Genomic DNA, 17,469 nt, shown 5'->3' with positions numbered 1-17,469 from the left:
GACATCCACAAAACGCTTGACGCGAAAGCGCGTCGGATCAATCTTCACTCTAAAGAAAAAAATACGACTGAGTGGAAACACGACGGGTCGACGGTGATTGGCCGGGGAGCAAGCTTCGCGAGAGCCGAAGCGTCGCCGGCGGGGAACAGAAAAAAGGGGAAGACACAAGATATGAGCACGATAAGCACGGCCCTGGAGCAGCCTGTCGAAAGCAAGCTGCTCAGGCATATCGACTGGCGTGGCGCCTTCTGGGTGGCAAGCGGCGTTCCGGCACTGGTCCTGTTCTCGATCGGCGGCATTGCCGGCACGACGGGAAAGCTGGCCTTCCTGATCTGGACGGTGTCCATGATCATGGGTTTCCTGCAATCCTTCACCTATGCGGAGATTGCCGGCCTGTTTCCGAACAAGTCCGGCGGCGCCTCGATCTACGGCGCCACCGCATGGCTGCGTTATTCGAAATTCATCGCGCCGCTGTCGGTGTGGTGCAACTGGTTCGCCTGGTCGCCGGTGCTGTCGCTCGGCTGCTCGATCGCGGCAGCCTATATCCTCAACGCGCTGGCGCCGGTGCCGATCTTCACCGAGAATTCTCCCGAAGTGATTGCCTATATCGCGGCGCATGCCGGAACGGCACCGGCCGACGCCATCACCGCGGTGACCGCCGCCGCGACGCCGGCGATCCGCACATGGTCGCTTTGGGGCCACACGCTTGGCCCGGTGTCCTTCACCTTCAACGCCACCTTCTTCATCGGCGCCGTGCTGATGCTGATCATCTTCGCCATCCAGCACCGAGGCATCCTGGGCACGGCCAATGTGCAGAAATATATCGGCCTGCTGGTCATCATTCCGATGCTGATCGTCGGCGTCGTGCCGATCTTCACCGGCCAGATCGACTGGGCGAATTTCTCGCCGCTGGTGCCGCTGGCTGCCGCCTATGCACCCGATCCCGGCTCCTGGAACATCGCTGGCTGGACGCTGGCGCTCGGCGGCATGTTCATTGCCGCATGGTCGACCTACGGCTTCGAGACCGCGGTCTGCTACACGTCGGAATTCAAGAACCCCGGTACCGACACCTTCAAGGCGATCTTCTACTCCGGCCTGCTCTGCATGCTCCTGTTCATCCTGGTGCCCTTCACCTTCCAGGGCGTGCTGGGTCTCAATGGCATGCTGGCGACGCCGATCGTCGACGGCTCGGGCGTCGCCGACGCGCTGGCCGGCATGGTCGGGGGCGGCAAGCTGATCCACAGCCTGCTGGTCATGCTGATGATCCTGGCGCTGGTGCTCTGCATCATGACGGCGATGGCCGGCTCCTCGCGCACGCTCTACCAGGGTTCGGTCGACGGCTGGCTGCCGCGCTATCTCAGCCATGTCAACGAGCATGGCGCGCCGACGCGGGCAATGTGGACCGACCTCTGCTTCAACCTGATCGTGCTGGCGATCGCTTCGGCCGACGCGACGAGCTTCTTCTTCATCCTCGCCGTATCGAATTGCGGCTACATCATCTTCAACTTCCTCAACCTCAACGCGGGCTGGATCCACCGCATCGACAACGGCCACATCAACCGTCCCTGGAAGGCGCCGACCTGGCTGCTCGGCATCGGCGCCGTCTTCGCCTATGTCAACGCGGTCTTCATGGGCGCCGGCGCCAAGGTGTGGAACCCGATGGCGCTGTGGGCGGGCCTGATCACTGCGGCCTTGATCATCCCGGTGTTCTGCTTCCGCCATTACATCCAGGACGGCGGCAAGTTCCCCGAGCACATGCTGGCCGACCTCGGCATGGCGGGGGCAGACCTCTCGGTCAAGAAGGCGGGCATGCTGCCCTATTTGACGCTCGCCGCCGGCGTGATCGTGATGCTGATCGCCAATTGGGTGTTCGTCATCTGACATGGCAACCTGAAAGAGACGGGCGCGCCTCGGCGCGTCCGTTTTCTTTTGGCGAGTTTGTCGACGCTGAGATCAGCCGGCCTTGCGGACGGCCGCTTCTTCGAAGAACCGGTTTGCAGGACGCTTCAAGCCGAGATTCTCGCGCAGCGTCGAGCCTTCATACTCCCGTCTGAAGATTCCGCGCCGCTGCAGCTCGGGAATCACCTTCTCGGCGAAATCGTCGAGCCCGGCGGGCAGATAAGGAAACATGATGTTGAAGCCGTCGGACCCGTCGGTGAGCAGCCATTCCTCCATCTCGTCGGCGATCGTTTTGGCGGTGCCGATGAAAGCCAGACCGGAATAGCCGCCCAGCCGTTGCGCCAGCTGGCGAACCGTCAGGCTTTCATTGCGCGCAAGTTCGATGACGCGTTCGCGGCTGCTTTTAGAGGCATTGGTCTCCGGAATGTCCGGCAACGGTCCGTCCGGATCGAAACCGGACGCGTCGTGGCCGAGCGCGATCGACAGCGAGGCGATGCCGCTCTCATAGTAAACGAGGCTGTCGAGCTTGGCGCGCTTGGCGCGTGCCTCCTCGACGCTATCGCCGACGATGACGAAGGCGCCGGGCAGGATCTTGATGTCGTCGCGCGCGCGGCCGAGTTTCTGCGCCCGGCCCTTGACGTCGGCAGAGAAGCGCTGGCCGGCCGCGAGATCGGCATGGGCGGCGAAGATCACCTCGGCTGTTTCGGCCGCCAGCTGCCGGCCGGCCTCGGACGCGCCGGCCTGGACGATGACCGGCCAGCCCTGCAGTGGACGGGCGATGTTGAGCGGACCGCGCACCGACAGATGCTCGCCCTTGTGGTCGAGCACATGCAGCCGCGATGGATCGAAGTAGAGGCCGCTTTCGGCGTCGCGAATGAAGGCGTCGTCGGCAAAGCTGTCCCACAGCCCGGTGACGACGTCGTAGAACTCGCGCGCCCGGTGGTAGCGCTCGTCGTGCTCGACATGCTCGTCGAGGCCGAAATTCAGCGCCGCGTCCGGGTTGGAGGTGGTGACGATGTTCCAGCCGGCGCGGCCGCCGCTGATGTGGTCGAGCGAGGCGAAGCGCCGGGCGATGTGATACGGCGCGTCGAAGGTGGTCGAGGCGGTGGCGACCAGGCCGATGTGATCGGTGACGGCTGCGAGCGCCGACAGCAGCGTGAACGGCTCGAAGGACGTCACCGTATGGCTGCGCCGCAGCGCCTCGATCGGCATGTTGAGCACGGCCAGATGGTCGGCCATGAAGAAGGCGTCGAACTTCGCCGCCTCGAGCGTCTGCGCGAAGCGCTTCAGATGCGCGAAGTTGAAGTTGGCGTCGGCATAGGCGCCGGGATAGCGCCAGGCGCCGGTGTGAAGACTGACGGGGCGCATGAAGGCGCCAAGCCGCAATTGCCGCTTGTGTGACATAGGGAAGGATCCAGCGATGACGAGCGTTGCCGCTCCGATATCGGCACAGGATCGGCCTGCGTCGCGCCGCTGAAAAGGAATTCTGTTTTGCGGAAGCCTTGCCGCGGAGCATTTTTCGGCCGGCAGACCGTCGATGCGGATCATCCGCCACCGGCTTTCACCGATGGCGGATGAACCCAGGCTGCCACGTCTATTTTTATTCCGCGGCCAGTGCCAGCTGCGGCCGTTCGATGCCTTCGACCGTCTCCGGTTCGGGCGCTTGCTCGTCGCTCGGGGCCTTCTTCGGCGCGCGGCCGAAGAACAGGGCGTAGCCGGCCGGCAGCACCAGGATGGTGAGCACCGTGGCGACCAGGATGCCGCCCATCATGGCGTAGGCGAGCGGCCCCCAGAAGACGGCGCGCGAGATCGGGATCAGCGCCAGCACGGCGGTCAGTGCCGTCAGCATGATCGGCCGGAAGCGGCGGACGGCGGCACCCACGATCGCTTCCGATCGCTCCATGCCGGCCGCGATATCCTGATCGATCTGGTCGACCAGGATGATCGAATTGCGCATGATGATGCCGAGCAGCGCGATGACGCCGAGGATGGCGACGAAGCCGAAGGGCGCGCCGCTGATCAGCAGCGCCGCCGCGGCGCCGATGATGCCCAGCGGACCGGTGGCCAGCACCAGCATCGATTTGCCGAAATGCTGCAGCTGGACCATCAGGAGCACGACGATGATGGCGAGCATGATCGGCGCCTTGGCCGCGATCGAGGCCTGGCTCTCGGCCGAATCCTCGGCGCCACCCTGGATCTCGATCTTGTAGCCGGGCGCAAGGCCGGCGCGCAGGTCCTTCATGTCGTTGTACATCTTGGTGACGACGTCGTTCGACTGCACGCCGTCCGGCAGCGTGGCGCGCACGCTGATCGTCGGCAGGCGGTCGCGCCGCCACTCTATGCCCTGCTCCATGACGGGCACGACCTTGGCCACCTGCGACAGCGGCACCGAGCCGCCGAAGTCGGTAGGGATGTAGACCGAGTCGACCGAGGAGAGCAGATGGCGGGTCGCGTCCGGCTCGCGGGCGACGATCGAGACCGTCTCCTCGCCGTCGCGGAAGTCGTCGAGCGGCGCGCCGGACATGGTCGCCTGCAGCATCTGGCGGATGCGCTGCGAGGTGACGCCAAGGGCGCGAGCCCGATCCTGGTCGATCACCAGCTTCATCGCCGGCACCGGCTCCAGCCAGTCGTCATGGATGGCGCCGAGCAGCGGGTTGGCCTGGAACTTCGCCTTCACCTCCTCGGCGATGCGGCGCACCTCCTTGCGGTCCGGACCCATGACGCGCATCTGCACCGGCCAGCCGGTCGGCGGACCGAGGAAGAGACGGTCGACCTTGCCGCGGATCGAGGGGAAGTCCTTGGCGAGGATTCCGCGCATCTTGACGATCAGCCGCTCGCGCGCCGGCTCGTCCTTGGCCATCACCAGGAGCTGGGCGAAGTTCGGATTGCGCAGCTGCTGGTCGAGCGGCAGGAAGAAGCGCGGCGCGCCTTCGCCGATATAGGTGGCGATGAAGCGCTTGTCGGGATCGTCCATCATCCTTGATTCCAGCGCCTTGGCCTGGTTCTCGACCTCCTTGATCGAGGTGCCTTCCGGCAGCCACAGATCGACGAGGATTTCCGGGCGCGAGGATTGCGGGAAGAAGTTCTGCGGGATGAACTGGAAGGCCCACAGGCTGGCGGCGAAGGTGACCAGCGTCATCACCAGCACGATGATGCGGTGGCGCACGGCCCAGGTGACGGTGGCGCGCAGGCGGCGGTAGAAACGCGTGTCGAAGACATCGTGATGGGTGCCGGCGTGCTTGCGCTGTTTCAGGATCATGTAGCCCAGCCACGGCGTAAAATAGACTGCGACGAACCACGACACGACCAGCGCGATGCCGACGACGTAGAACAGCGTGCGCACATATTCGCCGGCGGTGGATGCGGCGAAGCCGACCGGGATGAAGCCCGCCGTGGTGATCAGCGTGCCGGTGAGCATGGGAAAGGCGGTCGAGGTATAAGCGAAGCTCGCCGCCTCGATCTTGACCAGCCCTTCCTCCAGCTTTCGTTCCATCATCTCGACGACGATCATGGCGTCGTCGACCAAAAGGCCGAGCGCGATGATCAGCGCGCCGAGCGAGATGCGCTGCAAGTCGATGCCGATCTCGTACATTATGGCGAATGTCGCGGCGAGCACGAGCGGAATGGCGATGGCGATCACCAGGCCGGAGCGCCAGCCGATCGACAGGAACGACACGACGAGCACGATGAGCAGCGCTTCGCCAAGCGCCTCCATGAACTCGTTGACGGCATCCTTGACGACCTCGGGCTGGTCGGAGATCTGGTCGACCGAAACGCCATAGGGCAGCCCGGCCTCGAAACGCTGGTAGGTCGCCTCGACATCCTTGCCGACATCCCTGACGTTGAAGCCCTTGGCCATGACGACGCCAACCTGGACGCTCTCATGGCCGTTGAAGCGATATTTCCGCTCGTAAGGATCCTCGAGGCCGGAAGAGACGGTGGCGATGTCGCCGAGACGCGTCACCTGGTTGCCGGAGCGCAGCCTGAGCTCGCGGATGTCGGCGGCCCTGGTGACGTCGCCCTCGACGGAGATGCGCACCGAGCGCAGCCCGGTGTCGACGGAGCCTGCCGGATCGACGGCGTTCTGCCCTTTCACGGCGTTCTGCAGGTCGAGGATGGTCAGGCCACGCTCGGCCAACGCCTTTGACGAGACGTCGATATAGATCTTCTCCGGCTGGTCGCCGATGATGACGGCCTTCTCGACGCCGGGCGTCGTCAAGAGCATGTCGCGCGCCTGGATGGCGAACTTCTTCAGCTCCGGATAGGTGAAGCCGTCGCCGCTGATCGAATGCAGCGTGATGAAAGTATCGCCGAACTCGTCGTTGAAATACGGACCGAGCAGGCCTTGCGGCAACTCACTGGAAATGTCGCCCACCTTCTTGCGCACCTGATAGAAGGCGTCCTTCACCTCCTCGGCGTTGGTGTCGCCCTTGATCTGAAGCGTGATGATGGCGCTGCCGGCGCGGGTGTAGGAGCGCACGAAGTCGAGATGCGGCGTTTCCTGCAGCTTACGCTCGATCTTGTTGACGACCTGGTCCTCCATGTCCTGGATCGAGGCGCCCGGCCAGATCGCCTGCACCACCATGACGCGGAAAGTGAAGTCTGGGTCTTCCTTCTGGCCCATGCGCATCAGGCCGAGCGCGCCGGCCAGGATGATCAGCCCGAACAGGAAGCGAGCGATGCTCGGATGTCCGATCGCCCAGCGCGAAAGATTGAAGGGCCGCTTTTCAGTGCTGCTATCCGTCGTGGTCATGGCACAAGTCCAGTCCAATTGGCCGGCAATGCACGCCTGGCATCGCCCGTGAATTCTCGGTCGGGTTTCCGGGCGGCGAGACCCTCAAGCGGAGAGAGACTCGCAAATCGCGCTGGACGCGGCACTGCTGCGGGGGGAAGCCAACATGCCGGCATCTCACGATCGGGCGTCGCCGCCCGGAACCCATACCTTCCCCGGCTCGCGGCTCGACGCAGCGAGAGCGGGAAAGCGTCTGTTACGCCTGACTCCAGGTTTTAGTTCGATGCATGTCGTTCTCCCAAAACCGCTTCGCACTTTTGGGCGACAAGCATCAGCGCAGGCTGCTGGTGGTCGCGACGTCGCTCTCCGCCGAGGCGGATTGCTGGGCGTCGCTGGAAAGCTTGACCTTCAAATTGTCGGTCATGAATTGGGTGCCGGCCGCGACCACGACATCGCCCTGTTTCAGGCCGTCGGCCACGGCGACGCCGTCGGCGGTGAAGCTGGCGACCTTGATCGGGCGCGGATGCACCGTGTCGGAGGCGCGATCGACGGTCCAGACGATCTGCTTGCCGTCCTTCTCGGTCATCGCGGTCAGCGGGATCGAGACGAGCTCAGCCTTGCTGCCGACGGTCGCCTGGACATTGGCGGTCATGCCGAGCAGCACGCGCGGATCATTGGGCAGCGAGACCCGGACCGCGAAGGTGCGCGACTGCGGATCGGCGCTGCCGGCGACCTCGCGGACCTTGCCCTCAAGCGTCAGCCCCTCGTCAGACCAGAAGCTTGCCTTGACCTCCTTGCCCGGATGGAAGCCGGCGATGTCCATCTCCGGCACCGCGATCGACACTTCCTTCTCGCCATCGACCGCGACGGTCATGACGGGCGTGCCGGCGGCGACCACCTGGCCGACATCGGCGGAGATGGCGGTGACGATGCCGTTCTTGCTGGCCTTCAGATCGGCGTACTGAACCTGATTCTGCGCCTGGGCCAGCGTCGAACGGGCGGCATCGCGGGTCGCCACCGCCTGGTCGTAGGTCAGCCGCGCCTGGTCGAGCTGCGACTTCGGCGCGAAATTCTTGGCATAGAGCTGCTCGGCGCGCTTCCTGGCAAGGTCGACAGTCTCGACCTGGCGCTCGGCGGCGTCGAGGCTGGCCGCGGCGCTCTTCACCGACAATTCGTAGTCGGCGGGATCGATGCGGGCGAGCACGTCGCCCTCGTTCACATGCTGGCCGATGTCGACCAGGCGCTCGGTGACCTTGCCGGCGATGCGAAAGCCGAGATTCATCTCGGTGCGGGCGCGCACCGAACCGGAATAGTCGAGCTGACGGGTCGTCTGTGCCTCGCCGATCTCGACAACCTTCACCGGCCGGACGACTTCCTGGACGACCTCGGCCTTCTCCTGGCTGCAGCCGGCAAGGCCGAGCACTGCCGCGATGACGGCGGCGGTTGGGAGGCCGGCAGCCGGCAGCCTGCGGAAGATGGAACTGGACAAAGACACCTTAGCACTCCCGAACTGGAGATGATTTGTCGAAACCGCGCCCGGCGGGGCGACGGCTATTTCAAGGCTCTGATGGCGTAGTCGATAAGTTCGTCGGGCATCGCCCGGTTGGTCTTGGCAAGGCACTGCGCCACCATCTGCGGGTGGCACAGAATGACGGTCGCGGCGCCGAAGCAGCGCGAGGCCGTCTCCGGATCCTGCTCCCTGAACTCGCCGGCCTCGATGCCCTCGCGGATCACCTCGGCATAGAGGTCGTGGATTCTGTTCACATGCGCGTCGATGACGCCCCAGTCGCGCTCCAGCGCGACGATGACCATTTCATGCACCTTCTCCTGGTCAAGCATGACCTCCAGCGTCATCTTGTACTGGGCATGGATGTAGCGGCGCAGCCGCTCCTCGGCGCTGATCGGCAGATGCATGATCTCGTAGGCCATGTTGTAGCTGGCGCCGAGCATGCGGCCGCAGACGGCCTGGTGGATTTCGACCTTGGAGGCAAAGAAGCGGTAGATGTTGGCCGGCGACATGCCGAGCTCGCGGGCGATGTCGGCGACGTTGGTCTTGCCGTAGCCGTAATGGCGGAACAGCCGCTCGGCGCAGTCGAGAATGCGGGTCACATTCTCCTGTCTGGCGGGGTCTGCCACGATGTTGGCGGCTTCGGATATGGCGGCTTTCGTTTGATGAGTGACGAATTTCAATTTTCGTCACTCGTAAAACGAAAGCAGCGAGGAGTCAACGCGGAATCGACGTACGCGTATAATTTGGTGACAGATGGTGACAGTTGCGAGGGTGCAGGTGATGGGCGATGAGGAATGCAAACTCTAGCGCAGCGATCCTTCGCGCCCCCCTCTGTCCTGCCGGACATCTCCCCCACGAGGGGGGAGATCAGCAGGTTCGGCGCCGGCGCCATTCCTGCAACGTCGACAATTGGCGAAAGCGGGCGCGACATCTAATCTCCCCCCTCGTGGGGGAGATGTCCGGCAGGACAGAGGGGGGCGCTGTCCCGCCAACGTCGGCTTCTTCGCCACGCCGTACTACGTCCCCTTCGCCATTTCCCTAAGCCGGAACTTCTGGATCTTGCCCGTCGACGTCTTCGGGATTTCCGCGAACACCACCGCCTTCGGCACCTTGAAGCGGGCGAGCAGCCCTCGGCAATGCTCGATGATCTCGGCCTCGGTCGCGGTCTTGCCGGGCTTGAGCTCGACATAGGCGACCGGCACCTCGCCCCATTTTTCGTCCGCGCGCGCCACCACGCCGCAGGAGGCGACCGACGGATGCTTATAGAGCGCGTCCTCGACCTCGATGGACGAGATGTTCTCGCCGCCCGAGATGATGATGTCCTTGGAGCGGTCCTTGAGTTGGATATAGCCGTCGGGGTGCATGACGCCCAGATCCCCGGAGTGGAACCAGCCGCCGGCGAAGGCCTCGTCGGTCGCCTTGCGGTTCTTCAGGTACCCCTTCATGACGATGTTGCCGCGGAACATGACCTCGCCGATGGTCTCGCCATCGGCCGGCGTCTCCACCATCGTCTCGGGGTTCATCACCGTCAGGCCCTCGAGCGCGGCATAGCGCACGCCCTGGCGCGCTTTCTTCGCTGCCTTGAGGCCCTTCTCCAATCCATCCCACTCATTGTGCCATTCGTTGACGACGGCGGGGCCGTAGGTCTCGGTCAGGCCGTAGAGATGGGTGACGGCGAAGCCGGCATCGGCCATGCCGGAGAGCACGGCCTCAGGCGGCGGCGCCGCGGCGGTGTTGAAGGTAACGGTCTGCGGGAATTGGCGCTTGTCCTCGTCTTTCGCGTTGATCAGCACCGACATGACGATGGGCGCGCCGCAGAGATGCGTGACCCCATGGTCGGCGATGGCGTCATACATCGGCTTTGCCCGCACCCAGCGCAGGCAGACATGGGTGCCGGCCTGTACGGCCAAGGTCCAGGGGAAGCACCAGCCGTTGCAATGGAACATCGGCAGCGTCCAGAGATAGACCGCGTGCTTGGCCATGCCCGCATGGATGGTGTTGGTGTAGGCCATCAGCGCGGCACCACGATGATGATAGACGACGCCTTTCGGATTGCCCGTCGTGCCGGAAGTGTAGTTGAGCGAGATGGCGTCCCACTCGTCATCAGGCATCGACCAGGCGAAAGCCTCGTCGCCCCCGGCGAGAAGATCTTCGTAATCGAGCGTGCCGATGCGTTCGCCTTTCGGATAGGGCGCGTCGGCCGCATAGTGCGGGTCGTCATAGTCGATGACCAACGGCTTCACCTTGGCCAATGCCAGCGCTTGCCTGACGACGCCCGAGAATTCGCGGTCGACGATCAGCACCTTCGAGTCGGCATGGTCGAGCTGGAAGGCGATGACGGCGGCGTCGAGACGGGTGTTCAGCGAATGCAGCACCGCTCTGGTCATCGGCACGCCGAAATGCGCTTCCAGCATCGGCGGCGTGTTGGACAGCATCACCGTCACCGTGTCGCCCTTGCCGATGTCGCGCTTGGCAAGCGCGGAAGCAAGCTTCAGCGAGCGGCGCCAGAAATCGCGATAGGTGATGCGCTGGCCGCCATGGATGATGGCGATGTGCTCGGGATAGGTCTTGGCCGCGCGCTCGAGATAAGTGAGCGGCGTCAGCGGCTGGTGGTTGGCGGCGTTCCTGTCGAGATCCTGTTCGTAGGGATTGGCCATCCCGTTCTCCCCGATGTTCTTTTCGAGCTTTCTAACCTTAGGCCCGCCGCCACGCTATCCCCTTCCGCGGCTGAAAATACTATGTTGCGCCGGCTTGCTAGAATGGCGATCCGGATTGAGACGCGCCGCGAGGTGAACTCGGCTCCCGCATGCAAATTTGACTTTTGTCGAGAGCCGTGACTAATGTCAGCCGAGGAGGCGGCATGGCGATCAGACCGGCAGAACAGCTCATCCACAAGGCCGCCTGGCTTTACTATGCGCACGGCCTTCGTCAGGACGAAGTGGCGAGCCAGCTCAACATTTCACGCGCATCGGTCGCCATGTATCTGCGCAAGGCACGCGAGACCGGCATCGTCAACATCTCGACCTCGACGCAGCTTTTCACCGACGATGTCATGGCGCGCAAGGTCGAAGATGCCTTCGGGCTCGACGCCGTCTGGATCGCCCCGGAGAACGCCTATCTCGCCGATCCCTCGACCGATATCGCGGTGCTTGCGGCGAGCGTCTTCCTCGAGCTGGTGAAGAAGGGCGACCGCATCGGCGTCGCCTGGGGCCGCACGGTCTACACCATCGCCGACATCATGTCCTTTGCCGACCTGCAGGACGTCACCGTGGTGCAGCTGTGCGGCAATCTCGGCGCGCCCTATTCCTATCGGCCGGACCAATGCACGATGGAGATCGCGCGGCGGCTCAACGCCAAGGGCCTGAATTTCTATGCGCCGCTGGTTCTGTCGACGGAAGAGCTGGCGAAGAGCCTGCGCGGCGAGCCGGTGATCCGCGACCAGCTGGCCGGCATCGCCGATTGCGACCTGGCGCTCTATTCCGTCGGCGCGGTCGATGCCGACAGCCATCTGGTGAAATGCGGCGCGCTGTCGCCGGCCGAGATGGAGGCGCTGCGCAGCCAGGGTGCCGCCGGCGTCATCGCCGGTCAGATCATCGACGCAGAGGGCGAAGTGCTCGACTGCAGCTACAACCGGCGCGTCATCTCCGCCGAGCTCGCCTCGCTGCGCGCCATCGGGAAGCGGCTGATGGTGGTGCAGGAAGACACCAAGTTCGAGCCGCTGCTTGCGGCCATTGCCGGCGGGCTCTGCACGCATCTGGTGGTCGGCGCGCATATGGCCGAGCGTCTCCTCCAGCACGCCGGCGCGGCAAGCAAGAAGGCCTCATAGAAAAATCCTCACGCCGCTTCTGTCATACAGGCGTCGCGGCTTTCTGTTCATGAGCAAAAAAGACGAGTATCGGACAGATCGACATGAAGAACCTTTGGAATGACGCCGACGCGGAAAAGATGGTTGCCGACTATGCCAAGAAGGGCGTCGGCCGTGATCTTGCGCTACGCGTCTACACGACCCGCCTGCTCGGCGGCGAGCCGCGGCTGGTGCTGCATGGCGGCGGCAACACCTCCTGCAAGACCAGGGCCACCGATCTCCTCGGCGACGAATGGGATGTGCTGTGCGTCAAGGGCAGCGGCTGGGACATGGCCGTCATCGAGCCGCAAGGCCTGCCGGCGGTGAAGATGGGCGCGCTGCTCAAGGCGCGCTCTCTGGACAAGCTCTCCGACGAGGACATGGTGGCGCTGCAGCGCTCCAACCTCATCGATCCCGCCTCCCCCAATCCCTCTGTCGAAACGCTGCTGCACGCCTTCCTGCCGCACAAATTCGTCGACCACACGCATTCGACGGCGATCCTCGCCATTGTCGACCAGGAGGACAGCAAGCCTCTGATCAAGACCGTGTTCGGCGACAAGATGGGTTACGTGCCCTACATCAAGCCGGGCTTCGACCTTGCCAAGGTGGCGGCGGAAGTCTTCGACGCCGACCCCAGCGTCGAAGGCCTTATCCTCGACAAGCATGGCATCTTCACCTTCGGCGACGACGCCAAGCAGGCCTATGACCGCATGATCCACTACGTGACTGTGGCCGAGGATTATGTCGCCAAAAACGGCAAGCCGCAGGCGGCCAAGGCCGCGCTGCCGGCAAAGCTCGCGAAGCCCAGCGACATCGCGCCGACGCTGCGCGGCGCCGTGGCCGTGGCGCGGGGCGAAGGCCGCTTCGACCGCATGATCAGCGACTTCCGCACCTCCGACGCCATCGTCGATTTCATCAATTCCGCGAAGATCGCCGACTATGCCGGCCGCGGCGTGTCAACGCCGGACCTGTCGATCCGCATCAAGACAGGGCCGATGGCGGTGCCGGCGCCCGACGCCGACAAGCTCGGCGACTACAAGGCCGTGGTGCGCAGCCATGTCGAGGCCTTCGTCAAGGACTACACCGCCTATTTCGAGACCAATGACGCGCTGGACGACGTCAAGCGCACCATGCTCGACCCGATGCCGCGCCTGACGCTGGTGCCGGGGCTAGGCATGTTCGGCCATGGCCGCACGCTGAAGGATGCCAAGATCGCGTCGGATGTCGGTGAGATGTGGATCGAAGCGGTGCGCGGCGCCGAGGCCGTCGGCAATTTCCATCCGCTCTCCAAGGCCGATCTGTTTCCGCTTGAATACTGGTCACTGGAGCAGGCGAAGCTCGCTTCCAACAAGCCGAAGCCGCTGACCGGCCAGGTCGTGCTGGTCACCGGCGGCGCCGGCGCAATCGGCGCCGCGACCGCAAAGCTGTTCGCCGCCAATGGCGCGCATGCCGTTATCGTCGACCTCGACGCAGGCAAGGCAGCGGAAGCAGCAAAGGCTGCCGGCAACAACTCGATCAGCGTCGCTGCCGACATCACCAAGCCGGCCGAGATGCGCGCCGCCTTCGACAAGGCGGTCGCCGTCTATGGCGGCGTCGACATCCTGGTCTCCAACGCGGGCGCCGCCTGGGAAGGCCGTATCGGCGAACTGGATGATGCCACTTTGCGCAAGAGCTTCGAGCTCAACTTCTTCGCCCATCACTCGGCGGCGCAGAACGCGGTGCGTATCATGCTGGAACAGGGCACGGGCGGCGTGCTCCTCTTCAACACCTCCAAGCAGGCGATCAATCCCGGGCCGAAATTCGGCGCATACGGCATTCCGAAGGCGGCGACGCTGTTCCTGTCCCGGCAATATGCGCTGGACTACGGGGCCTATGGCATCCGCTCCAATGCGGTGAATGCCGATCGCATCCGCTCCGGGCTCCTGACCGACGCCATGATCGCCAGCCGTTCCGGCGCGCGCGGCGTCTCGGAAAAGGAATACATGTCCGGTAATCTGCTCGGGCAGGAGGTAACGGCCGACGACGTGGCGCAGGCCTTCCTGCATCAGGCGCTGGCCGAACGCACCACGGCGGACGTGACGACGGTTGACGGCGGCAACATCGCGGCGGCGCTGCGCTGACCAGACAGAAGTATCCCGCTCCTGGGGCGGTTCATCGCGAAAACGACGAATCGCCCCCATCCCTATCGACTCGGTTCCGCGCAAGGCCTTTCACCTTTCTGCTGAAGAACTGCTCAAACCCGTCAAAATCCATTCCAATCCTTCGCGTATTGGTCGGCCAGCTTAAGGGGCGCCTTGTGTTTCGCATGCGAGCTCCAACCTTGATCGTTGGTGGAGCTTCAAATGGCGGCGAGAAGACTTCGTATCGGTGTGCTCTTCGGCGGGCGCTCCGCCGAGCATGAGGTGTCGCTGCTGTCGGCGGCCAACGTCATGGCCGCGCTGGACCCTGTGAAATACGATGCCGTTCCGATCTTCGTGACGCGCGAAGGGCAGTGGCTGCTGAGCAGCTTCGAGAACGGCGCGTTGGCGACGCCATCCGTCGGCACGCAGCTCTGCCTTGTGCCGGGAGGGCATGGGCGGATGCTGGCGATCCCTGGCGGCGGTGCGGCCCACGACTTTCCCGCCATCGATATCCTGTTTCCGGTTCTGCACGGACTGCATGGCGAGGACGGCGCGGTGCAGGGATTGGCCGAAGTGGCGCGCGTGCCCCTCGCCGGCTGCGGCATCCTCGGTTCAGCCACGGCCCTCGATAAGGACATCGCCAAGCGGCTGCTGAAGGCGGCAGGCGTGCCTGTCGCGCGCTCGGTGACGATCGATGAAGCTGCGCGGCCGTCGCTTGCCGACCTCGAAGACAAGCTTGGCTTGCCGCTGTTCATCAAGCCAGCGCGGCAGGGCTCGTCGGTCGGCGTCGCCAAGGTCAACGCCAGCCAGGAATTCGAGCGTGCGCTGTCTGAAGCGTTCCAGCACGACAGCAAGCTGCTGGCGGAGGAATTCGTTCGTGGCCGCGAGATCGAGTTCAGCGTGCTGGAAAGCCCCGAAGGCGAGCTTTTCGTCTCGCGTCCAGGCGAGATCGTGCCCGCGAAAAGCCATGGCTTCTACAACTATAACGCCAAATACATCGACGAGAACGGCGCCGCCTTGATCGTACCAGCCGAACTGCCGCCGAAGGTGGAGGAAGCCATGCGGGATATGGCCAAAAGAGCGTTCAGAGCGCTCGGCTGCGACGGGATGGCACGCGTCGACTTCTTCCTGACGCCGGACATGAATTTCCTGATCAACGAGCTCAACACCATTCCCGGCTTCACCAACATCAGCATGTATGCCAAGGCGATGGCGGCAAGCGGCGTCAGCTATCCGGAGGTCATCGACCGTCTGGTGGCGCATGGGCTGGCGCGCGCCGGCCGGTGAAAATCCGAGGAGTGAAACCTCGCAGCGATCAGTCGGCCGCGTCGCGCCATTACGCCGGAAGACCTGCCTTCCTGAACCCGTCGACGAAATGCTCAAGCGTCGCATCGTCGCGGAACGGCTCCGTCGCGACCCAGCGCTGCGTGGAGAAATGCGGATTGCCGACGAGGAACAGCGCGACCTCGGTGCGCGCCTCATCGAGCCGACCGAGCTGCGCCAGGCTTGCCGCGAGGAAGCGGCGCGAGCTGGTGCGATAGGTCTCGTCGCGGCGCAGGGTCTCGACGGCGGCCTCATAGTCGCGGGCCGCATACTGCGCCTGGCCCAGCGTCAGATAATACCAGCTCGGCGGAAATGGGTTCAGCCGGAACGCCTTGCGGATGTGTTCCAGGCCCTCGTCTATACGCCCGCCCAGCACGTCGATATCGGACAATGTCGCCCAGATATCGGCCTCGTTCGGGTCGAGCTCGATCGCCTTGGCGAATTCCGCCTCGGACTGCTCGGAATCGCGTTCATAGGCAAGGAGATTCGCCAGAACCCAGCGGCAGCCGGCATCGTTGGGATCGATCGCCACCGCCTTGCGCGCCAGTTCCAGGGAGATGCTGCGGGCGGGCTCGAACGGCTCGCCCCAATGCACCCATCCCATCCAGTGGTTCATCGCAAGCCAGCGATAGGCCTCGGCATAGTCCGGGTCGAGCGAGATCGCGCGTGTCAGCATCAGATGCGCTTCGCGCGCCATCTGCGGCGATTCGTCGAACATTTTGCGTGCCCGCACGACGAGATCATAAGCTTCGAGATTCTTCGGCCGATTGCGCTCTGGCGGCGCGCGCAGCCGCCCGAGCAGCGCCTCCACGATCTTGGCGGTCGCCTCGTCCTGAACGGCAAAGATGTCTTCCAGGCCGCGATCGAAACGCTCCGCCCAGAGATGCTCGCCGCTCAGCGCATCGATCAATTGCGCATTGATGCGCACCCGCCCCGCGGCGCGCCTGGCGCTGCCCTCCAGCAGGTAACGCACGCCAAGTTCGCCGGCGATGGCGCGCACGTCCATCGCCTTGCCCTTATAGGCAAAGACCGAATTGCGCGCGATGACGAAGAGGCCCGGGATCCGCGAGAGATCGGTGATCAAATCCTCGGTCAAGCCGTCGGCAAAAGAGTCCTGCTCGGGATCATTGCTCAGATTGACAAAGGGCAAGACGGCGATCGACGGTTTGTCGGGCAGCGGCAAGGTTTTGCGCGTGGCGTCGGACTGTTCAACGGCACCGGTAAAACGATAGCCGACGCGCGGCACCGTGGCGATCCACTCGCCGCCGCCGATTGCCGGACCCAGCAGCTTCCTGAGCTGCGCGATCTGGACGGTGAGATTGCCTTCCTCGACGGCGGTGCCCGGCCACGCCGCGTCCATCAGTTCGCCCTTGGCCAGGATTTCGCCGGGACGCGCGACGAGCGCCTCGAGCAGCTTCAGCCCGCGATGGCCGGCGGCCACGGGAACATCGCCCCGGAGCAGCGTTCCCGCGCCAGGATCAAAGACGAACGGTCCGAAAGCAAAGCGCGATCCCTGCATGCGGCGATCTATAGAGCAATTCCAGGAAAAGTGTGAGCGGTTAAGTTCGGCGACTTCGCCGTACCCTCCGCCCGGAATTGCGTAAAAACAAAGGGATAGAGCCTTTCGCCGTCACCGTAAAACGGTGAAACGCTCTGACCGATTTGGAAGTTTTGAGAACTATTTGGGAGGGCTTAATTACGCCGCCAGCCGGCTGCGGCACACTGCAATCTCAATCAGGTCGTGGGTCCTAAAACCCTCTACCGCATGGAGGTTGCCATGAACGATATCCTTGTGCCTTTCGCACCTTTGGCGGCGCGTCCGGCCGAGATGAAGGGCCGCCGGCGCCACGGCCTCTCAGCCTTGCGCAGCCTCATCGCCGAACGCCGCAAGCAGGCCTATTTCCGCTTTGCGCTCAAGCGCATGGCGACGGACAACCCGCATCTGATCGACGATATCGGACTGACGAGAGAAGAGGTCGAGGCGGAGATCGCCAAATTGCCCTTCTGGCAGCGGTGAGGCCGGAACGGCCTGAACAGCAAC

The 17,469-nt window shown here is 64.1% G+C and carries 11 protein-coding genes; 5 read left to right on the top strand and 6 right to left on the bottom strand.

All coding sequences use genetic code 11. The features are described from left to right. Window positions 1-171 precede the first annotated feature (171 nt). On the top strand, window positions 172-1,881 hold the full coding sequence (locus tag MJ8_RS09105) for an APC family permease (RefSeq protein WP_201414072.1): 1,710 nt from the start codon (window positions 172-174) through the stop codon (window positions 1,879-1,881). A gap of 72 nt (window positions 1,882-1,953) precedes the next feature. Here MJ8_RS09105 and MJ8_RS09100 read toward each other — a convergent pair whose 3' ends face one another. The 5 genes from MJ8_RS09100 to MJ8_RS09080 all read right to left on the bottom strand — a co-directional run bounded on the left by MJ8_RS09100 (window position 1,954) and on the right by MJ8_RS09080 (window position 10,798). Further along, on the bottom strand, window positions 1,954-3,303 hold the full coding sequence (locus MJ8_RS09100) for an LLM class flavin-dependent oxidoreductase (RefSeq protein WP_201414071.1): 1,350 nt from the start codon (window positions 3,301-3,303) through the stop codon (window positions 1,954-1,956). A 196-nt stretch (window positions 3,304-3,499) separates the two neighbouring features. Further along, entirely contained in the window at window positions 3,500-6,652 is a 3,153-nt protein-coding gene (locus MJ8_RS09095) for an efflux RND transporter permease subunit (protein WP_201414070.1), read from the bottom strand. 310 nt (window positions 6,653-6,962) lie between these two features. Further along, window positions 6,963-8,126: an efflux RND transporter periplasmic adaptor subunit gene (locus MJ8_RS09090; protein WP_201414069.1), complete on the bottom strand. Its 1,164-nt coding sequence runs from the start codon at window positions 8,124-8,126 to the stop codon at window positions 6,963-6,965. A gap of 56 nt (window positions 8,127-8,182) precedes the next feature. Continuing rightward, window positions 8,183-8,788: a TetR family transcriptional regulator gene (locus MJ8_RS09085; protein ID WP_201415368.1), complete on the bottom strand. Its 606-nt coding sequence runs from the start codon at window positions 8,786-8,788 to the stop codon at window positions 8,183-8,185. Between the two features lie 369 nt (window positions 8,789-9,157). Continuing rightward, window positions 9,158-10,798 carry an acyl-CoA synthetase gene (locus MJ8_RS09080; protein ID WP_201414068.1) on the bottom strand — a complete coding sequence of 547 codons (1,641 nt, stop codon included), beginning with the start codon at window positions 10,796-10,798 and terminating at the stop codon, window positions 9,158-9,160. Window positions 10,799-11,001: 203 nt separating this feature from the next. Here MJ8_RS09080 and MJ8_RS09075 point away from each other — a divergent pair, with 203 nt between their 5' ends. The 3 genes from MJ8_RS09075 (at window position 11,002) to MJ8_RS09065 (ending at window position 15,392) form a co-directional block, all read left to right on the top strand. Beyond that, window positions 11,002-11,967, top strand: a complete 966-nt coding sequence (locus MJ8_RS09075; RefSeq protein ID WP_201414067.1) for a sugar-binding transcriptional regulator — start codon at window positions 11,002-11,004, stop codon at window positions 11,965-11,967. Between the two features lie 83 nt (window positions 11,968-12,050). Further along, complete coding sequence (locus MJ8_RS09070; protein ID WP_201414066.1) at window positions 12,051-14,105, top strand: bifunctional aldolase/short-chain dehydrogenase; 2,055 nt, start codon at window positions 12,051-12,053, stop codon at window positions 14,103-14,105. 222 nt (window positions 14,106-14,327) lie between these two features. Beyond that, complete coding sequence (locus MJ8_RS09065) at window positions 14,328-15,392, top strand: D-alanine--D-alanine ligase family protein (protein WP_201414065.1); 1,065 nt, start codon at window positions 14,328-14,330, stop codon at window positions 15,390-15,392. A gap of 49 nt (window positions 15,393-15,441) precedes the next feature. Here the strand turns inward: MJ8_RS09065 and MJ8_RS09060 are convergent, their stop codons facing one another. Beyond that, window positions 15,442-16,947 carry a winged helix-turn-helix domain-containing tetratricopeptide repeat protein gene (locus MJ8_RS09060; protein ID WP_201414064.1) on the bottom strand — a complete coding sequence of 502 codons (1,506 nt, stop codon included), beginning with the start codon at window positions 16,945-16,947 and terminating at the stop codon, window positions 15,442-15,444. A gap of 258 nt (window positions 16,948-17,205) precedes the next feature. Between MJ8_RS09060 and MJ8_RS09055 the strand changes: the two genes are divergently transcribed. Beyond that, window positions 17,206-17,445: a DUF1127 domain-containing protein gene (locus tag MJ8_RS09055; protein WP_201414063.1), complete on the top strand. Its 240-nt coding sequence runs from the start codon at window positions 17,206-17,208 to the stop codon at window positions 17,443-17,445. The last annotated feature ends 24 nt before the right edge of the window (window positions 17,446-17,469 follow it).

The sequence above is a fragment of the Mesorhizobium sp. J8 genome (assembly GCF_016591715.1).
GTDB lineage: Bacteria > Pseudomonadota > Alphaproteobacteria > Rhizobiales > Rhizobiaceae > Mesorhizobium.
Note: the sequence above shows the minus strand (reverse complement) of the source record. Positions and strands in the feature narration are given on the sequence as shown.